Source organism: Enterobacter sp. T2 (assembly GCF_010692925.1).
GTDB classification, from domain to species: Bacteria; Pseudomonadota; Gammaproteobacteria; order Enterobacterales; family Enterobacteriaceae; genus Enterobacter; species Enterobacter kobei.
The window spans coordinates 1-15,878 of record NZ_CP048736.1; the positions used below are offsets into that span (position 1 = coordinate 1).

Below are 15,878 nucleotides of genomic sequence, written 5' to 3' on the forward strand. Positions count from 1 at the left end.
GTGGAGTCCGCCGTGTCACTTTCGCTTTGGCAGCAGTGTCTTGCCCGATTGCAGGATGAGTTACCAGCCACAGAATTCAGTATGTGGATCCGCCCGTTGCAGGCGGAGCTGAGCGATAACACGCTGGCTTTGTATGCGCCAAACCGTTTTGTGCTCGATTGGGTAAGAGACAAGTACCTTAATAACATCAATGGCCTGCTGAACGATTTCTGCGGGTCAGATGTCCCGCAGCTGCGTTTTGAAGTGGGCACCAGGCCCGTCAACCAAACCGTTCGTGAAACCGTGAATGTCGCAGCGCCAGCTCAGGCCGCTCCTGCGCCAGCCCCTCGCGTTGCACCTGCTCGTCAGGGCTGGGATAACGTGCCTGCACCGGCAGAGCCAACTTACCGCTCCAACGTTAACGTGAAGCACACGTTCGATAACTTCGTTGAAGGTAAGTCGAACCAGCTGGCGCGCGCGGCGGCTCGTCAGGTTGCTGATAACCCCGGTGGCGCCTACAACCCGCTGTTCCTGTATGGCGGCACGGGTCTGGGTAAAACGCACCTGCTGCACGCGGTGGGTAACGGCATTATGGCCCGCAAGCCGAATGCGAAAGTGGTGTATATGCACTCCGAGCGCTTCGTTCAGGACATGGTAAAAGCCCTGCAAAACAATGCGATCGAAGAGTTTAAACGCTACTACCGTTCCGTTGATGCGCTGCTGATCGATGACATCCAGTTCTTTGCCAATAAAGAACGATCGCAGGAAGAATTTTTCCACACCTTCAACGCCCTGCTGGAAGGTAATCAGCAGATCATTCTGACCTCGGATCGTTATCCTAAAGAGATCAACGGCGTTGAAGATCGTCTGAAATCCCGCTTCGGCTGGGGCCTGACCGTGGCGATCGAGCCGCCGGAGCTGGAAACCCGCGTCGCGATCCTGATGAAAAAAGCCGATGAGAACGACATTCGCCTGCCGGGTGAAGTGGCGTTCTTTATTGCCAAGCGTCTTCGTTCCAATGTGCGTGAGCTGGAAGGAGCACTGAACCGCGTGATCGCCAATGCCAACTTTACCGGTCGTGCGATCACCATCGATTTTGTGCGAGAAGCGCTGCGTGATCTGCTGGCATTGCAGGAAAAACTGGTCACTATCGACAATATTCAAAAGACGGTGGCCGAGTACTACAAGATCAAAGTGGCTGATTTACTGTCTAAACGTCGTTCCCGCTCGGTGGCGCGTCCGCGTCAGATGGCGATGGCGCTGGCAAAGGAGTTAACCAACCACAGTCTGCCGGAAATCGGCGATGCGTTTGGTGGCCGTGACCATACGACCGTGCTGCATGCGTGCCGCAAGATTGAGCAGTTACGCGAAGAAAGCCACGACATAAAAGAAGATTTCTCCAATTTAATCAGAACACTATCATCGTGACGCTATGAAATTTACCGTTGAACGTGAACATTTATTAAAACCGCTGCAACAGGTGAGTGGCCCATTAGGTGGCCGCCCAACGCTGCCTATTCTCGGAAACCTGCTGCTTCAGGTCGCGGACGGTACGCTGTCGCTGACCGGTACAGATCTGGAAATGGAAATGATCGCGCGCGTTACGCTGACGCAGCCGCACGACGCGGGCGCGACCACGGTTCCGGCACGTAAATTCTTTGATATCTGCCGTGGGCTGCCGGAAGGCGCTGAAATTGCCGTGCAGCTGGAAGGCGATCGTATGCTGGTGCGCTCTGGCCGCAGCCGTTTTTCACTCTCCACGCTGCCTGCTGCAGACTTCCCGAACCTGGACGACTGGCAGAGTGAAGTTGAATTCACCCTGCCGCAGGCGACGATGAAGCGTTTGATTGAAGCCACGCAGTTCTCCATGGCGCATCAGGACGTTCGTTACTACTTAAACGGCATGCTGTTCGAAACCGAAGGCGAAGAGCTGCGTACCGTAGCGACCGACGGCCACCGTCTGGCGGTCTGTTCTATGCCGATTGGCGACTCGCTGCCAAACCATTCGGTGATCGTGCCGCGTAAAGGGGTGATTGAGCTGATGCGTATGCTCGACGGTGGCGACACGCCGCTGCGCGTGCAGATCGGCAGCAATAACATCCGCGCGCATGTGGGCGATTTTGTCTTCACTTCGAAGCTGGTTGACGGCCGTTTCCCGGATTATCGCCGCGTATTGCCGAAGAACCCGGACAAGACGCTGGAAGCGGGCTGCGATAGCCTCAAGCAGGCGTTTGCCCGTGCCGCCATTCTCTCTAACGAGAAGTTCCGCGGCGTGCGTCTGTACGTGAGTGAAAACCAGATCAAAATCACCGCCAATAACCCGGAGCAGGAAGAGGCAGAAGAGATTCTGGACGTCACCTACGCCGGAACCGAGATGGAAATCGGCTTCAACGTCAGCTATGTGCTGGACGTGTTGAACGCGCTGAAATGCGAGAACGTGCGCATTCTGCTGACCGACTCCGTATCGAGCGTACAGATTGAAGATGCTGTCAGCCAAAGCGCGGCTTATGTTGTCATGCCAATGAGACTGTAATGTCGCTCACCCGTCTGTTGATCCGCGACTTTCGCAACATCGAAAGCGCGGATCTCGCTCTCTCCCCTGGCTTTAACTTCCTGGTTGGCGCAAACGGCAGTGGCAAAACCAGCGTGCTGGAAGCCATCTATACGCTCGGCCATGGTCGGGCGTTTCGCAGTTTGCAGATTGGCCGCGTCATTCGCCACGAGCAGGAATCTTTTGTTCTGCATGGGCGTTTGCAGGGGGCGGAGCGAGAAACCGCCATTGGCCTGACCAAAGACAAGCAGGGCGACAGCAAGGTACGCATCGACGGCACCGACGGCCACAAGGTGGCGGAGCTGGCGCTGCTCATGCCGATGCAGCTGATTACGCCCGAGGGGTTTACTTTACTCAACGGCGGCCCCAAATACAGAAGAGCATTCCTCGACTGGGGATGCTTTCACAACGAAGCCGGTTTCTTTAACGCCTGGAGCAACCTGAAGCGCCTGCTCAAGCAGCGTAACGCCGCGTTGCGCCAGGTCACCCGTTACGCCCAGCTGCGCCCGTGGGATTTGGAGCTTATCCCTCTCGCGGAACAGATCAGCCGCTGGCGTGCCGAATACAGCGCAGGTATCGCCGAAGACATGGCCGACACCTGCAAACAGTTTTTACCCGAGTTCTCTCTCACCTTCTCCTTCCAGCGCGGCTGGGAGAAAGAGACGGATTATGCCGAGGTGTTAGAGAGAAACTTCGAGCGCGACCGCATGCTGACCTACACCGCGCACGGCCCGCACAAGGCGGATTTCCGCATTCGTGCCGACGGTGCGCCGGTGGAAGACACATTGTCGCGCGGGCAACTCAAGCTCCTGATGTGCGCACTGCGCCTGGCGCAGGGAGAGTTCCTCACTCGCGAGAGCGGGCGACGCTGCCTGTACCTGATAGATGATTTTGCCTCGGAACTTGACGACGCGCGGCGCGGGCTGCTTGCCAGCCGCTTAAAAGCCACGCAGTCGCAGGTTTTCGTCAGCGCGATTAGCGCTGAACACGTTATGGACATGTCGGACGAAAATTCGAAGATGTTTACCGTGGAAAAGGGTAAAATAACGGATTAACCCAAGTTGAAATGAGCGAGAAACGTTGATGTCGAATTCTTATGACTCCTCCAGTATCAAAGTCCTGAAAGGGCTGGATGCGGTGCGTAAGCGCCCGGGTATGTATATCGGCGACACGGATGACGGCACCGGTCTGCACCACATGGTATTCGAGGTGGTAGATAACGCTATCGACGAAGCGCTCGCGGGTCACTGTAAAGACATCGTGGTCACCATCCATGCGGACAACTCCGTCTCCGTCACTGATGATGGCCGTGGCATCCCAACCGGTATTCACCCGGAAGAGGGCGTCTCTGCTGCGGAAGTGATCATGACCGTTCTGCACGCAGGCGGTAAGTTTGACGATAACTCCTATAAAGTTTCCGGCGGCCTGCACGGCGTAGGCGTCTCCGTGGTTAACGCCCTGTCGCAGAAGCTGGAGCTGGTTATCCAGCGTGAAGGCAAAATTCACCGTCAGCTTTATACGCACGGCGTGCCGCAGGCACCGCTGGCCGTCACTGGCGACACGGACAAAACCGGTACCATGGTGCGTTTCTGGCCGAGCCTCGAAACCTTCACCAACGTCACCGAATTCGAGTATGACATCCTGGCGAAACGCCTGCGTGAACTGTCGTTCCTGAACTCCGGTGTGTCGATTCGTCTGCGCGACAAGCGTGACAACAAAGAAGACCACTTCCACTACGAAGGCGGGATCAAGGCGTTCGTTGAGTATCTGAACAAGAATAAAACGCCAATTCACCCGAATATCTTCTACTTCTCCACAGAAAAAGACGGTATCGGCGTTGAAGTGGCGCTGCAGTGGAACGATGGTTTCCAGGAAAACATCTACTGCTTCACCAACAACATTCCACAGCGTGACGGCGGTACGCACCTGGCGGGCTTCCGCGCGGCGATGACCCGTACCCTGAACGCCTACATGGACAAAGAAGGCTACAGCAAAAAAGCGAAAGTCAGCGCCACCGGCGACGATGCCCGTGAAGGTTTGATTGCCGTTGTCTCCGTGAAAGTGCCGGATCCGAAGTTCTCATCACAGACCAAAGATAAGCTGGTCTCTTCTGAGGTGAAATCGGCGGTTGAACAGCAGATGAACGAACTGCTTAGCGAATACCTGCTGGAAAACCCGTCTGACGCGAAAATCGTTGTCGGCAAAATTATTGACGCGGCACGTGCTCGTGAAGCTGCGCGTAAAGCCCGTGAAATGACCCGTCGTAAAGGCGCTCTGGACTTAGCGGGTCTGCCAGGCAAGCTGGCTGACTGCCAGGAACGCGACCCGGCGCTCTCTGAACTGTACCTTGTGGAAGGGGACTCCGCGGGCGGTTCTGCGAAGCAGGGCCGTAACCGTAAGAACCAGGCAATCCTGCCGTTGAAGGGTAAAATCCTCAACGTTGAGAAGGCGCGCTTCGACAAAATGCTCTCTTCTCAGGAAGTAGCGACGCTTATCACCGCGCTGGGCTGCGGCATTGGGCGTGACGAGTACAACCCGGACAAACTGCGTTATCACAGCATCATCATCATGACCGATGCGGACGTCGACGGCTCGCACATCCGTACGCTGCTGTTGACCTTCTTCTATCGTCAGATGCCGGAAATCGTTGAACGTGGCCACGTCTACATTGCACAGCCACCGCTGTACAAAGTGAAGAAAGGCAAGCAGGAACAGTACATTAAAGATGACGATGCGATGGATCAGTACCAAATCGCGATCGCGCTTGACGGTGCAACCCTGCACGCGAACTCTCATGCCCCTGCACTGGCCGGCGAGCCGCTGGAGCGTCTGGTTTCTGAGTTCAACGCCACTCAGAAAATGATTGGTCGTATGGAGCGTCGTTATCCGAAAGCGCTGCTGAAGGAGCTGATCTATCAGCCAACCCTGACTGAAGCCGAACTGAGCGACGAACAGGCAGTTACCCGCTGGGTGAACACCCTGGTGAGCGAGCTGAACGAGAAAGAGCAGCACGGTAGCCAGTGGAAATTTGACGTTCAGCAGAACGCGGCCCAGCAGTTCGAGCCGATTGTTCGCGTGCGCACCCACGGCGTCGACACCGACTACCCGCTGGAGCACGAATTCGTGACCGGTCCGGAATATCGTCGTATCTGCACCCTCGGCGAGAAGCTGCGCGGTCTGATCGAAGACGATGCGTTTATCGAACGTGGTGAACGCCGTCAGCCGGTAGCCAGCTTCGAGCAGGCGCTGGACTGGCTGGTGAAAGAGTCCCGTCGCGGTCTTTCTATCCAGCGTTATAAAGGTCTGGGTGAAATGAACCCGGATCAGCTGTGGGAAACCACCATGGATCCAGAAAGCCGTCGTATGCTGCGCGTCACCGTGAAAGATGCGATTGCAGCCGACCAGCTGTTCACGACGTTGATGGGCGATGCGGTTGAACCACGCCGTGCCTTCATCGAAGAGAACGCGCTGAAAGCGGCGAATATCGATATTTAATCGTAGTGAGATTGCTTTACTGAGGCCGCGCATTTAGCGCGGCTTTTTTATGGGCGCAGACAAATCCAGCGACAGCACTGACGGTAAACGGCTGGCGAGCATATCGACGGCAATTCTGACTCTCAGTGGCAGATGTGGCGTCTTTTGCCAGACTGCATGAACGTCGAAGCGCACTTCCGGTGCCTGCTTTAACAGCGGGATGAGTTTTCCCTGATGAATTTCTCTGCTGGCCATCCAGCAGGGCAGCCACGCAATGCCGTGTCCGGCCAGCGCCGCATCGCAGATAGCCTGCAAGTCGTCCATGTTGAGTGAGGAGCGGGGAGTAAAGGTGTGCGACGTCCCTTCGTTATCCATCAGTTCCCAGGGCAAGACTCTGCCTGCGCGCAGATAGTTAATGGCTGCATGGTGTGCTAAATCCGCAACGCTTTGTGGCTGACCCCTCTCCAGCAGGTAATCCGGCGCGGCGCACAGCACCATCCGGTGCTCCCCCAGCCTTCTGGCGACCAGCATGCTACTGTCCTGCAGCGTGCCGTTACGTACCGCCATATCGAATCCTTCCTCCACGAGATCCACCACGCGGTCGCTGAAAGACATTTCCAGTTCAAGACCGGGGTGCTCCTGCGCCAGTTCTATCAGCAAAGGGGCAACGCACTGACGGCCAAACAGAACCGGCATGGCGACGCGCAGGCGGCCACGGATCTGCTGTTTCCCGGACTCAAGCAACGATTCTGCGCCCCGAATCTCCTCCAGCGCGCGCAGGCAGCGTTCATAAAAAAGTGCGCCGTTATCGGTCAGCTTCAGGCTACGGGTGGTGCGCTGAAACAGACGAACGCCAAGACGCTGTTCAAGGCGAGCGATGCTTTTTCCTACCGCCGAGCGTGACAAATGCAGACGCATGGCGGCCTGAGCAAAACTTCCCGCCTCCACGGCGGCGACAAAAACAGGGATATCCTTCAGCGTATCGCTCATGAATTGTATCTTTTGTGGCGTCAATAAAGAGAAAACTTATCGCCACTGGAGAGATTAAGTCAACGGTAGACTGTCAGAACTGAAGCTTAATAGATGGCAGGAGTAAATTATGACAGAGACAATGCAACGCTGGTCCATGAATGCCCTCGGGCGCGAGAACCTCAGACTCATTCAGGAACCTGTTCAAACGCCTGGCCCGGGTGAAGTGCGCGTACGGGTAAATGCCGTTGCACTTAACTATCGCGATAAAATGGTTATTGAAGGCACGATGCCGATTCCGCTTGCCTTCCCGTTTACCCCTGCGTCTGACATGGCGGGCGTGGTGGACAGCACGGGCGAAGGCGTAACACGTTTCAAACCCGGCGCTCGCGTCATTTCCACTTTCTTCCCGGAGTGGATCGACGGCAGGCCACAGGCGGACGCGCGCAATTTGCCCTATAAAACCTCCGGCGGCTATTTCCAGGGAATGCTGGCCGAGTATGTGATTGTGAAGGAAGACGCGCTGGTGGCCGCCCCGGACACTCTGGACGATGCAGAAGCCAGCACGCTGCCCTGCGCAGGGCTTACCGCCTGGTTCGCGCTGGTGGAGCGCGGTCAGTTACGTGCCGGGCAATCGGTACTGGTGCAGGGGACGGGCGGCGTGGCGATATTCGCCCTGCAGATCGCAAAAGCGCACGGCGCAGAGGTGTTTGTCACCTCGGGGAGCGATGAAAAACTGGCGCTGGCCAAAAAACTGGGCGCCAGCCAGGTCATCAACCGGCTGAAAGGCGACTGGGCTGAAAATACCCTGGCGCTCACGCAGGATCGCGGCATCGACCATATTATCGAAACCGTGGGGGGAGAGAACCTGAAGCATTCCCTGCGCGCCGTTGCCGTTCACGGGCGTATTTCTGTTATTGGCGTGCTGGCCGGAAGTGAGATTTCGCTGTCCGCTGGCGAACTGTTGCTGAAATCTCCGGTCATTCAGGGGATTGGCGTCGGGCACCGCCGGGCGCTGGAAGATTTCGTCCGCGCTGTGGATGTGACGGGACTGAAACCTGTGATCGAGCATCGCTACCGCTTTGATGAACTCGAACAGGCGCTTAAACACCTGGATCGCGGTGCGTTTGGCAAAATTGTCCTGACCCGCGAGTAAGGCATTATTCCCCGGGATGCGGGTAAAAGGGGCACTTCTGTTGCGCAATGTAGCTCTATTTTTGTGTGCTTAATCGCGTTAGCATGAGACAGCACTCATTTATCCCGGGGAACTCATGGCTATCAAACTCATTGCAATCGACATGGATGGCACGCTGCTGCTGCCAGACCACACTATCTCTCCTGCCGTTAAAAACGCGATCGCTGCCGCACGCGCGAAGGGCGTGAATGTGGTACTGACCACCGGGCGTCCGTATGCGGGCGTGCACAGTTACCTGAAAGAGCTGCACATGAACCAGCCGGGCGATTACTGCATCACCTATAACGGCGCGCTGGTGCAGAAAGCCGCAGATGGCAGCACGGTTGCGCAAACGGCACTGAGCTACGACGACTATCTGTTCCTGGAAAAACTTTCCCGTGAAGTGGGCTCTCACTTCCACGCGCTCGATCGCAATACGCTCTACACCGCCAACCGCGATATCAGCTACTACACGGTACATGAATCTTACGTTGCGACCATTCCGCTGGTCTTCTGTGAAGCCGAGAAAATGGACCCGGCGACGCAGTTCCTGAAAGTGATGATGATCGACGAGCCGGAGATCCTGGATAAAGCCATCGCGCGTATTCCGGCAGAGGTCAAAGAGAAGTACACCGTGTTGAAAAGTGCGCCGTACTTCCTCGAAATCCTCGATAAACGCGTCAATAAAGGCACGGGCGTAAAATCACTGGCTGACGCGCTGGGTATTAAACCTGAGGAAATCATGGCGCTGGGCGACCAGGAAAACGACATCGCGATGATTGAATTTGCGGGGATGGGCGTCGCGATGGATAACGCGATCCCGTCGGTGAAAGACGTGGCTAACTTCGTCACCAAATCCAATCTGGAAGACGGTGTGGCGTACGCCATCGAGAAGTTTGTGCTGCAGTAACGCCTGTTTGCATTCATCGGCCTCGGTTATCAACCGGGGCTTTTTTTTGCGCTGAATTTATTGAATTGTTCTTTTTGTGATCTTGATTGTAGTACAACATTGAATGATTGTACTACATTACAGCCATGGCAAAGACGAACGCCCTCACGTTTGTACTGCAAAAGTGAGGTGAAATTCGGCGGTCGCGGTAAAGTAGTCATGTACACAAAGAGCACAAGGACTCTCCATGACTCTCAATAAAACCGATCGCATCGTCATTACGCTGGGCACCCAGATTGTCGGGGGGAAATACGTTCCCGGTTCGCCACTGCCAGCAGAGGCTGAACTGTGTGAGGAATTTGAAACTTCGCGCAACATCATCCGGGAAGTGTTCCGCTCGCTGATGGCGAAGCGTCTGATTGAAATGAAACGGTATCGCGGCGCGTTTGTTGCCCCGCGCAACCAGTGGAACTACCTCGATACCGACGTATTGCAGTGGGTACTGGAAAACGATTACGACCCGCGGCTTATCGGCGCGATGAGTGAAGTCCGAAATCTGGTGGAACCGGCAATCGCACGTTGGGCAGCGGAACGGGCAACGTCTGGCGACCTGGCACAAATCGAGTCGGCTTTAAACGACATGATTGCCAATAACCAGAACCGGGAAGCGTTCAATGAGGCTGATATTCGCTATCACGAAGCGGTGTTGCAGTCGGTACATAACCCGGTATTACAGCAGCTTAGCGTGGCGATCAGCTCGCTACAGCGAGCAGTATTTGAACGTACCTGGATGGGCGATGAGGCCAACATGCCAAAAACGCTCCAGGAACATAAAGCGCTGTTTGATGCGATACGGCATCAGGATGGCGATGCGGCAGAGCAGGCGGCACTTACCATGATTGCCAGCTCGACACGAAGGTTGAAGGAAATCACATGACATCTCGCTACATCGCAATTGACTGGGGTTCGACCAATCTGCGCGCCTGGCTGTACCAGGACGAGCAGTGCCTGGAGAGCAGGCAATCAGAAGCAGGCGTAACGCGCCTGAACGGTAAATCCCCTGAGGCGGTGTTAGCAGAAGTGACGCAAAACTGGCGCGATAGCGCCACGCCGGTAGTCATGGCGGGTATGGTAGGCAGTAACGTAGGCTGGAAAACCGCGCCTTATTTGCCTGTTCCCGCCCATTTCTCTGCTATTGGCGATCGTTTAACGTCCGTAGGCGACAATATCTGGATTATTCCCGGTTTGTGCGTTTCTCGCGACGATAACCACAACGTGATGCGCGGCGAAGAGACGCAGCTCCTTGGCGCGCGCACGCTATCTCCTTCTTCTGTCTACATTATGCCCGGAACGCACTGCAAGTGGGTCCTGGCGGATGCTGAGCAAATCCACGACTTTCGCACCGTGATGACCGGCGAGCTGCATCATTTGCTGCTCAACCATTCGCTGGTGGGGGCGGGTTTGCCGGAGCAAAAATCCTCGCCAGAGGCGTTTGCTGCTGGTCTGGCGCGTGGGATCGCCTGTCCTGTCGTTTTGCCGCAACTTTTTGAGGTTCGCGCCTCGCACGTGCTGGGCGATCTCCCGCGCGAGCAGGTCAGTGAATTTCTCTCGGGCCTGCTGATTGGCGCTGAGGTCGCCAGCATGCGTGACTTCATCGCGCACGAGCAGGCCATCACGATTGTCGCAGGCGCATCGCTAACGTCACGCTACGAACAGGCGTTCCGCGCTGTTGGGCTTACCGTTTCAACGGTACCCGGCGACACGGCATTTCAGGCAGGAATAAGGAGCATCGCTCATGCAGTGGCAAACTGACCTTCCCCTTATCGCGATTTTGCGCGGTATCACGCCCGATGAGGCGTTAGCGCACGTCGGCGCAGTTATAGACGCCGGGTTCGACGCGGTGGAGATTCCGCTCAACTCCCCACAATGGGAAAAGAGCATTCCGGCCGTGGTGGATGCGTTTGGTGATAAAGCGCTGATTGGCGCGGGGACCGTCTTACAACCGGAGCAGGTGGACCAGCTGGCAAAGATGGGCTGCAAGCTCATCGTCACCCCGAACATCCATCCTGAGGTGATCCGCCGTGCGGTGGGTTACGGCATGACCGTTTGTCCGGGATGCGCGACGGCCACAGAAGCGTTTACTGCCCTCGACGCGGGCGCGCAATCGCTGAAAATTTTCCCGTCCTCGGCTTTTGGTCCGGATTACATCAAAGCGCTGAAGGCGGTATTGCCCGCCAGCGTGCCGGTCTTTGCCGTGGGTGGCGTTACGCCAGAAAACCTGGGCCAGTGGATAAGCGCTGGCTGTGTGGGCGCGGGGCTGGGCAGCGATCTTTATCGCGCCGGACAGCCCGTTGAACGTACCGCACAGCAGGCGGCAGCATTTGTGAAAGCGTATCGAGAGGCAGTGAAATGAAAATAACCAAACTCACCACGTACCGTTTACCCCCGCGCTGGATGTTCCTGAAAATCGAAACCGACGAAGGTGTTGTGGGCTGGGGCGAGCCGGTGATTGAAGGGCGAGCCCGCACCGTTGAAGCTGCAGTGCATGAGCTGGGGGAATATCTGATTGGGCAGGATCCGGCACGCATTAACGACCTCTGGCAGGTGATGTATCGCGCGGGTTTCTACCGCGGTGGTCCGATTCTCATGAGCGCTATCGCCGGTATCGACCAGGCGCTATGGGATATCAAAGGTAAAGTGCTGAACGCCCCGGTCTGGCAACTGATGGGTGGCCTGGTGCGCGACAAAATCAAAGCCTATAGCTGGGTCGGAGGCGACCGCCCTGCGGAAGTGATCGACGGCATTACACAGCTGCGCAACATCGGTTTTGACACCTTCAAGCTCAACGGCTGCGAAGAGATGGGCGTCATCGACAACTCGCGCGCGGTAGACCGGGCGGTAAATACCGTGGCGCAAATCCGTGAAGCCTTCGGCAACGAGATTGAGTTCGGTCTGGATTTTCATGGGCGTGTCAGCGCGCCGATGGCGAAGGTGCTCATTAAAGAACTGGAACCATATCGCCCGCTGTTTATCGAAGAGCCGGTGCTGGCCGAGCAGGCCGAATACTATCCGAAGCTGGCTGAACAGACGCACATTCCTATCGCGGCGGGCGAACGGATGTTCTCACGCTTTGAATTCAAACGGGTGCTCGAAGCGGGCGGCATTGCGATCCTGCAGCCGGATCTCTCCCACGCGGGCGGTATCACCGAATGCTACAAAATTGCCGGCATGGCAGAAGCCTACGACGTGGCGCTGGCTCCGCACTGTCCGCTCGGACCAATCGCGCTGGCGGCCTGCCTGCATGTCGATTTTGTCTCCCGCAATGCCGTGCTCCAGGAACAAAGCATGGGGATTCACTATAACAAAGGCGCGGAGCTGCTCGATTTTGTGAAAAACAAAGAAGACTTCAGCATGGAAGGCGGATTCTTTAAACCGTTAACGAAACCGGGTCTGGGTGTTGAAATTGACGAAGCCAAAGTTATTGAGCTGAGTAAACATGCGCCGGACTGGCGTAACCCGTTATGGCGGCATGAAGACGGTTCCGTCGCCGAGTGGTAAATGCGCGTCATACTTCGCGCTGGTGAGGCGTTGGCTGCGCTTTCTTACCCCGGTTACATACTTTTGTATGCTCCCGGGGATGCGAAAACTTGCCGCCTTCCCCCAGCACGAATTATTTAGCGCATTCTGGCTACGTTTTTAAATAAAAAAATAATTACACCCTCTGAAACTACAGGGCATGGTGAGCGGCTTCGCTATGCCCAAAATCTGGAGACAGATTGCGATGGATATTCCAGTTACTGCTGCAAAAACCGGGCGTCGCCGTTACCTGACGCTGTTGATGATCTTTATTACCGTGGTCATTTGTTATGTTGACCGCGCCAACCTTGCCGTGGCATCGGCCCATATTCAGGAAGAGTTTGGTATCACTAAAGCGGAAATGGGTTATGTCTTCTCGGCGTTTGCCTGGCTCTATACGCTTTGCCAGATCCCGGGCGGCTGGTTCCTTGACCGCGTGGGTTCACGTCTGACTTATTTTATCGCTATTTTTGGCTGGTCCGTGGCGACCTTGTTCCAGGGCTTCGCGACCGGACTAATGTCGCTGATCGGTCTGCGTGCCATCACCGGGATATTTGAAGCACCCGCGTTCCCGACCAATAACCGCATGGTGACCAGCTGGTTCCCGGAACACGAACGTGCCTCCGCGGTGGGCTTTTACACCTCCGGGCAGTTTGTTGGTCTGGCATTCCTGACGCCATTGTTAATCTGGATCCAGGAACTGCTGAGTTGGCACTGGGTGTTTATTGTTACCGGTGGGATCGGCATCATCTGGTCGTTTATCTGGATTAAGGTCTATCAGCCGCCGCGCCTGACCAAAAGCATCAGCAAAGCAGAGCTGGACTATATCCGCGACGGCGGCGGCCTGGTGGATGGTGATGCGCCCGTGAAAAAAGAGGCGCGACAGCCGCTGACCAAAGCCGACTGGAAGCTGGTCTTCCACCGTAAGCTGGTGGGGGTTTACCTGGGGCAATTTGCGGTGACGTCCACGCTGTGGTTCTTCCTGACGTGGTTCCCAAACTACCTGACGCAGGAGAAGGGGATCACCGCGCTGAAGGCGGGCTTTATGACCACCGTACCGTTCCTTGCCGCGTTCTTCGGTGTCCTGCTCTCGGGCTGGCTGGCGGATAAGCTGGTAAAAAAAGGGTTCTCATTGGGGGTAGCGCGTAAAACACCGATTATCTGCGGATTGCTGATCTCCACCTGCATCATGGGTGCCAACTATACCAACGATCCGGTGTGGATAATGACCCTGATGGCAGTGGCGTTCTTTGGTAATGGTTTCGCATCGATTACCTGGTCGCTGGTGTCGTCCCTGGCACCGATGCGGCTGATCGGTCTGACCGGCGGTGTGTTCAACTTCGTTGGCGGGCTGGGTGGAATTACCGTGCCGCTGGTCATTGGTTATCTGGCCCAGGATTACGGTTTTGGCCCGGCGCTGGTTTACATCTCCGCCGTGGCGTTGATTGGCGCGCTTTCTTACATACTGCTGGTAGGTGATGTGAAACGAGTAGGCTAATTCACACAGATGTTTTACCCTGATGCGATAACTGCGCATCAGGGTATCCTCATGAAACAAATCACCTTCGCTTCCCGCAACCACCAGCTTACTAATATCAATACCTGGACGCCGGACAGCCAGTGGCTGGTCTATGACGTGCGTCCGTCAGGGGCGTCGTTCACCGGTGAAACCATCGAACGAGTTAACGTAGGCACGGGCGAGGTCGAGGTGATTTATCGCGCTACGGACGGCGCGCACGTTGGCGTGGTGACCGTTCATCCGGCACAGGATGAATACGTCTTTATCCACGGCCCGAAACACCCGGACGCGGACTGGCGCTACGATTTTCATCATCGCCAGGGGGTGATTGCGCATCACGGTCAGGTAAGCAATCTGGATGCGATGGATATCACCGCACCCTATACTCCAGGCGCGCTGCGCGGTGGCAGCCACGTACATGTCTTCAGCCCGAACGGGCAGTTGGTCAGCTTTACCTATAACGACCATGTCATGCATATGCGCGATCCGAAGCTCGATTTACGCAACGTTGGCGTGGCGGCGCCTTTCGGCCCGGTGAATCCACAGGGGAACCATCCGCGTGAATATCCGGGAACCTTCTGGAGCGTGCTGGTCAGCCGCACGACGCCTAACCCACAACCGGGCAGCGACGAAATCAATCGCGCCTACGAAGAGGGCTGGGTGGGCAACGACAGGCTGGCGTTTATCGGCGATACCCTCTCAGCACAGGGCGAAAAAGTGCCTGAACTGTTCATTGTTAACCTGCCAGTAGATGAACAGGGCTGGAAACGTGCGGGTGATGCGCCGCTGCAGGGAACGCCAGAAATGCTGCCTGCGCCGCCAGCGGGCGTGATGCAGCGTCGGTTAACCTTCACGCACCACAACCGCTATCCGGGTCTGGTGAACGTGCCGCGCCACTGGGTGCGCAGTAACCCGCAGGCGACACAAATCGCGTTTCTGATGCGTGATGATAACGGCGTTGTGCAGCTGTGGCTGATCTCGCCTGAGGGCGGCGAGCCGCGCCAGCTCACCCACGCTGAGCGCGATATCCAGTCTGCGTTCAACTGGCACCCGTCCGGGAAGATGCTGGGATTTGTGCTCGAAAATCGGATTGCGTGCTGCGACGCACAGACCGGAGAGGTGACGTTTTTGACGTCCGAACACGGCAATCCACCTTCTGCAGATGCCGTCGTATTTTCTCCGAACGGGCGCGTTATTGCATGGATGGAAGAGACGGGCGGTTTCCGTCAGCTTTGGATAACGGAAACCGCACAGAACTAGCGCGGAGGCATCTCGGCGGGCGGAATGACGGCGTTGGTCGCCAGGTTTTCCTGCTCGCTTTTCTCTACCCGTGAACGCACGGAGTCATCCTTACGGAATACATCCCACGGCAGCAGAAGCGTATCCGCTACTGCCGTAAACGGCATATCCAGGATAACCAGGGATTTGGTGCCCCAGTTGGTATCGTCATCGGAGATCATCGCCGCGCTGGCGCGCGTCCCCGGATATGTTCCTTCTTTACCGCCGGTGTGAGACATCACGCTCGAACACCCGCAAAGTAAAACTACCCCGCTGAACGTCGTCAGCTTTATCAGAACATTTTTCATCATCACTCAGTCATCGTTAATGTTACTGCATAGACCTGCAACTCAGGGTTATAGCGAGCCTTATCCGAAATGGATAGCTCGATAATCCCGCACTGTGGCAGTCATCGCAATTTAACCCTTTGTGCTGTTGTCCCAGAGTCTATGCGACAACCAGCAAAGTG

At 56.3% G+C, this 15,878-nt stretch carries 14 protein-coding genes; 12 read left to right on the forward strand and 2 right to left on the reverse strand.

Going from position 1 to position 15,878, the window contains the following annotated elements; all coding sequences use genetic code 11:
• Window positions 1-12: 12 nt before the first annotated feature.
• The 4 genes from dnaA to gyrB are packed head-to-tail and all read left to right on the forward strand — an operon-like array spanning window position 13 to window position 6,025.
• A complete protein-coding gene (dnaA, locus tag G0034_RS00005) occupies window positions 13-1,407 on the forward strand; it encodes a chromosomal replication initiator protein DnaA (protein ID WP_179120393.1) in 1,395 nt (464 codons plus the stop codon).
• Between the two features lie 4 nt (window positions 1,408-1,411).
• Window positions 1,412-2,512, forward strand: coding sequence for a DNA polymerase III subunit beta (dnaN, locus tag G0034_RS00010; RefSeq protein ID WP_179120394.1), 1,101 nt, complete (start codon window positions 1,412-1,414; stop codon window positions 2,510-2,512).
• Window positions 2,512-3,585, forward strand: coding sequence for a DNA replication/repair protein RecF (gene recF, locus G0034_RS00015; RefSeq protein ID WP_014881903.1), 1,074 nt, complete (start codon window positions 2,512-2,514; stop codon window positions 3,583-3,585). The genes dnaN and recF overlap by 1 nt, the downstream gene beginning before the upstream one ends.
• 28 nt (window positions 3,586-3,613) lie before the next feature.
• The gene (gene gyrB / locus G0034_RS00020; protein ID WP_014881904.1) at window positions 3,614-6,025 is read left to right on the forward strand and encodes a DNA topoisomerase (ATP-hydrolyzing) subunit B; all 2,412 of its coding nucleotides are present in this window, start codon (window positions 3,614-3,616) and stop codon (window positions 6,023-6,025) included.
• A gap of 33 nt (window positions 6,026-6,058) precedes the next feature.
• On the opposite strand, the gene G0034_RS00025 is transcribed toward gyrB, so the two are convergent.
• Window positions 6,059-6,994 carry a LysR family transcriptional regulator gene (locus G0034_RS00025; RefSeq protein ID WP_023331666.1) on the reverse strand — a complete coding sequence of 312 codons (936 nt, stop codon included), beginning with the start codon at window positions 6,992-6,994 and terminating at the stop codon, window positions 6,059-6,061.
• 109 nt (window positions 6,995-7,103) lie between these two features.
• Here G0034_RS00025 and G0034_RS00030 point away from each other — a divergent pair, with 109 nt between their 5' ends.
• The 8 genes from G0034_RS00030 to G0034_RS00065 all read left to right on the forward strand — a co-directional run bounded on the left by G0034_RS00030 (window position 7,104) and on the right by G0034_RS00065 (window position 15,391).
• A complete protein-coding gene (locus tag G0034_RS00030; RefSeq protein ID WP_179120395.1) occupies window positions 7,104-8,129 on the forward strand; it encodes a zinc-dependent alcohol dehydrogenase family protein in 1,026 nt (341 codons plus the stop codon).
• Between the two features lie 115 nt (window positions 8,130-8,244).
• Window positions 8,245-9,057 (forward strand): sugar-phosphatase, encoded by an 813-nt coding sequence (gene yidA / locus G0034_RS00035; protein WP_014881907.1) that lies wholly within the window; start codon window positions 8,245-8,247, stop codon window positions 9,055-9,057.
• A 226-nt stretch (window positions 9,058-9,283) separates the two neighbouring features.
• Window positions 9,284-9,973, forward strand: coding sequence for a D-galactonate utilization transcriptional regulator DgoR (dgoR, locus tag G0034_RS00040; RefSeq protein ID WP_003861109.1), 690 nt, complete (start codon window positions 9,284-9,286; stop codon window positions 9,971-9,973).
• The gene (locus tag G0034_RS00045; protein WP_176260966.1) at window positions 9,970-10,848 is read left to right on the forward strand and encodes a 2-dehydro-3-deoxygalactonokinase; all 879 of its coding nucleotides are present in this window, start codon (window positions 9,970-9,972) and stop codon (window positions 10,846-10,848) included. The genes dgoR and G0034_RS00045 overlap by 4 nt, the downstream gene beginning before the upstream one ends.
• A complete protein-coding gene (locus G0034_RS00050) occupies window positions 10,832-11,449 on the forward strand; it encodes a 2-dehydro-3-deoxy-6-phosphogalactonate aldolase (protein WP_032635239.1) in 618 nt (205 codons plus the stop codon). Before G0034_RS00045 ends, G0034_RS00050 begins: the two co-directional genes overlap by 17 nt.
• Window positions 11,446-12,594: a galactonate dehydratase gene (gene dgoD, locus G0034_RS00055; RefSeq protein ID WP_179120396.1), complete on the forward strand. Its 1,149-nt coding sequence runs from the start codon at window positions 11,446-11,448 to the stop codon at window positions 12,592-12,594. The genes G0034_RS00050 and dgoD overlap by 4 nt, the downstream gene beginning before the upstream one ends.
• 178 nt (window positions 12,595-12,772) lie before the next feature.
• Complete coding sequence (locus tag G0034_RS00060; protein ID WP_045269315.1) at window positions 12,773-14,110, forward strand: MFS transporter; 1,338 nt, start codon at window positions 12,773-12,775, stop codon at window positions 14,108-14,110.
• Between the two features lie 51 nt (window positions 14,111-14,161).
• Window positions 14,162-15,391, forward strand: coding sequence for a YidR family protein (locus tag G0034_RS00065; protein ID WP_197061803.1), 1,230 nt, complete (start codon window positions 14,162-14,164; stop codon window positions 15,389-15,391).
• On the opposite strand, the gene G0034_RS00070 is transcribed toward G0034_RS00065, so the two are convergent.
• Window positions 15,388-15,720 (reverse strand): YceK/YidQ family lipoprotein, encoded by a 333-nt coding sequence (locus G0034_RS00070; protein WP_014881914.1) that lies wholly within the window; start codon window positions 15,718-15,720, stop codon window positions 15,388-15,390. The two genes, G0034_RS00065 and G0034_RS00070, sit on opposite strands and share 4 nt — an antisense overlap.
• Window positions 15,721-15,878: the final 158 nt, after the last annotated feature.

Excerpts from the sequence above, each read along its gene's own strand:
- dnaN (WP_179120394.1), top strand. The coding sequence starts at position 1,412 with ATGAAATTTACCGTTGAACGTGAACATTTATTAAAACCGCTGCAACAG.
- recF (WP_014881903.1), top strand. The coding sequence starts at position 2,512 with ATGTCGCTCACCCGTCTGTTGATCCGCGACTTTCGCAACATCGAAAGC.
- gyrB (WP_014881904.1), top strand. The coding sequence starts at position 3,614 with ATGTCGAATTCTTATGACTCCTCCAGTATCAAAGTCCTGAAAGGGCTG.
- G0034_RS00025 (WP_023331666.1), bottom strand. The coding sequence starts at position 6,994 with ATGAGCGATACGCTGAAGGATATCCCTGTTTTTGTCGCCGCCGTGGAG.
- G0034_RS00030 (WP_179120395.1), top strand. The coding sequence starts at position 7,104 with ATGACAGAGACAATGCAACGCTGGTCCATGAATGCCCTCGGGCGCGAG.
- yidA (WP_014881907.1), top strand. The coding sequence starts at position 8,245 with ATGGCTATCAAACTCATTGCAATCGACATGGATGGCACGCTGCTGCTG.
- dgoR (WP_003861109.1), top strand. The coding sequence starts at position 9,284 with ATGACTCTCAATAAAACCGATCGCATCGTCATTACGCTGGGCACCCAG.
- G0034_RS00045 (WP_176260966.1), top strand. The coding sequence starts at position 9,970 with ATGACATCTCGCTACATCGCAATTGACTGGGGTTCGACCAATCTGCGC.
- G0034_RS00050 (WP_032635239.1), top strand. The coding sequence starts at position 10,832 with ATGCAGTGGCAAACTGACCTTCCCCTTATCGCGATTTTGCGCGGTATC.
- dgoD (WP_179120396.1), top strand. The coding sequence starts at position 11,446 with ATGAAAATAACCAAACTCACCACGTACCGTTTACCCCCGCGCTGGATG.
- G0034_RS00060 (WP_045269315.1), top strand. The coding sequence starts at position 12,773 with ATGGTGAGCGGCTTCGCTATGCCCAAAATCTGGAGACAGATTGCGATG.
- G0034_RS00065 (WP_197061803.1), top strand. The coding sequence starts at position 14,162 with ATGAAACAAATCACCTTCGCTTCCCGCAACCACCAGCTTACTAATATC.
- G0034_RS00070 (WP_014881914.1), bottom strand. The coding sequence starts at position 15,720 with ATGATGAAAAATGTTCTGATAAAGCTGACGACGTTCAGCGGGGTAGTT.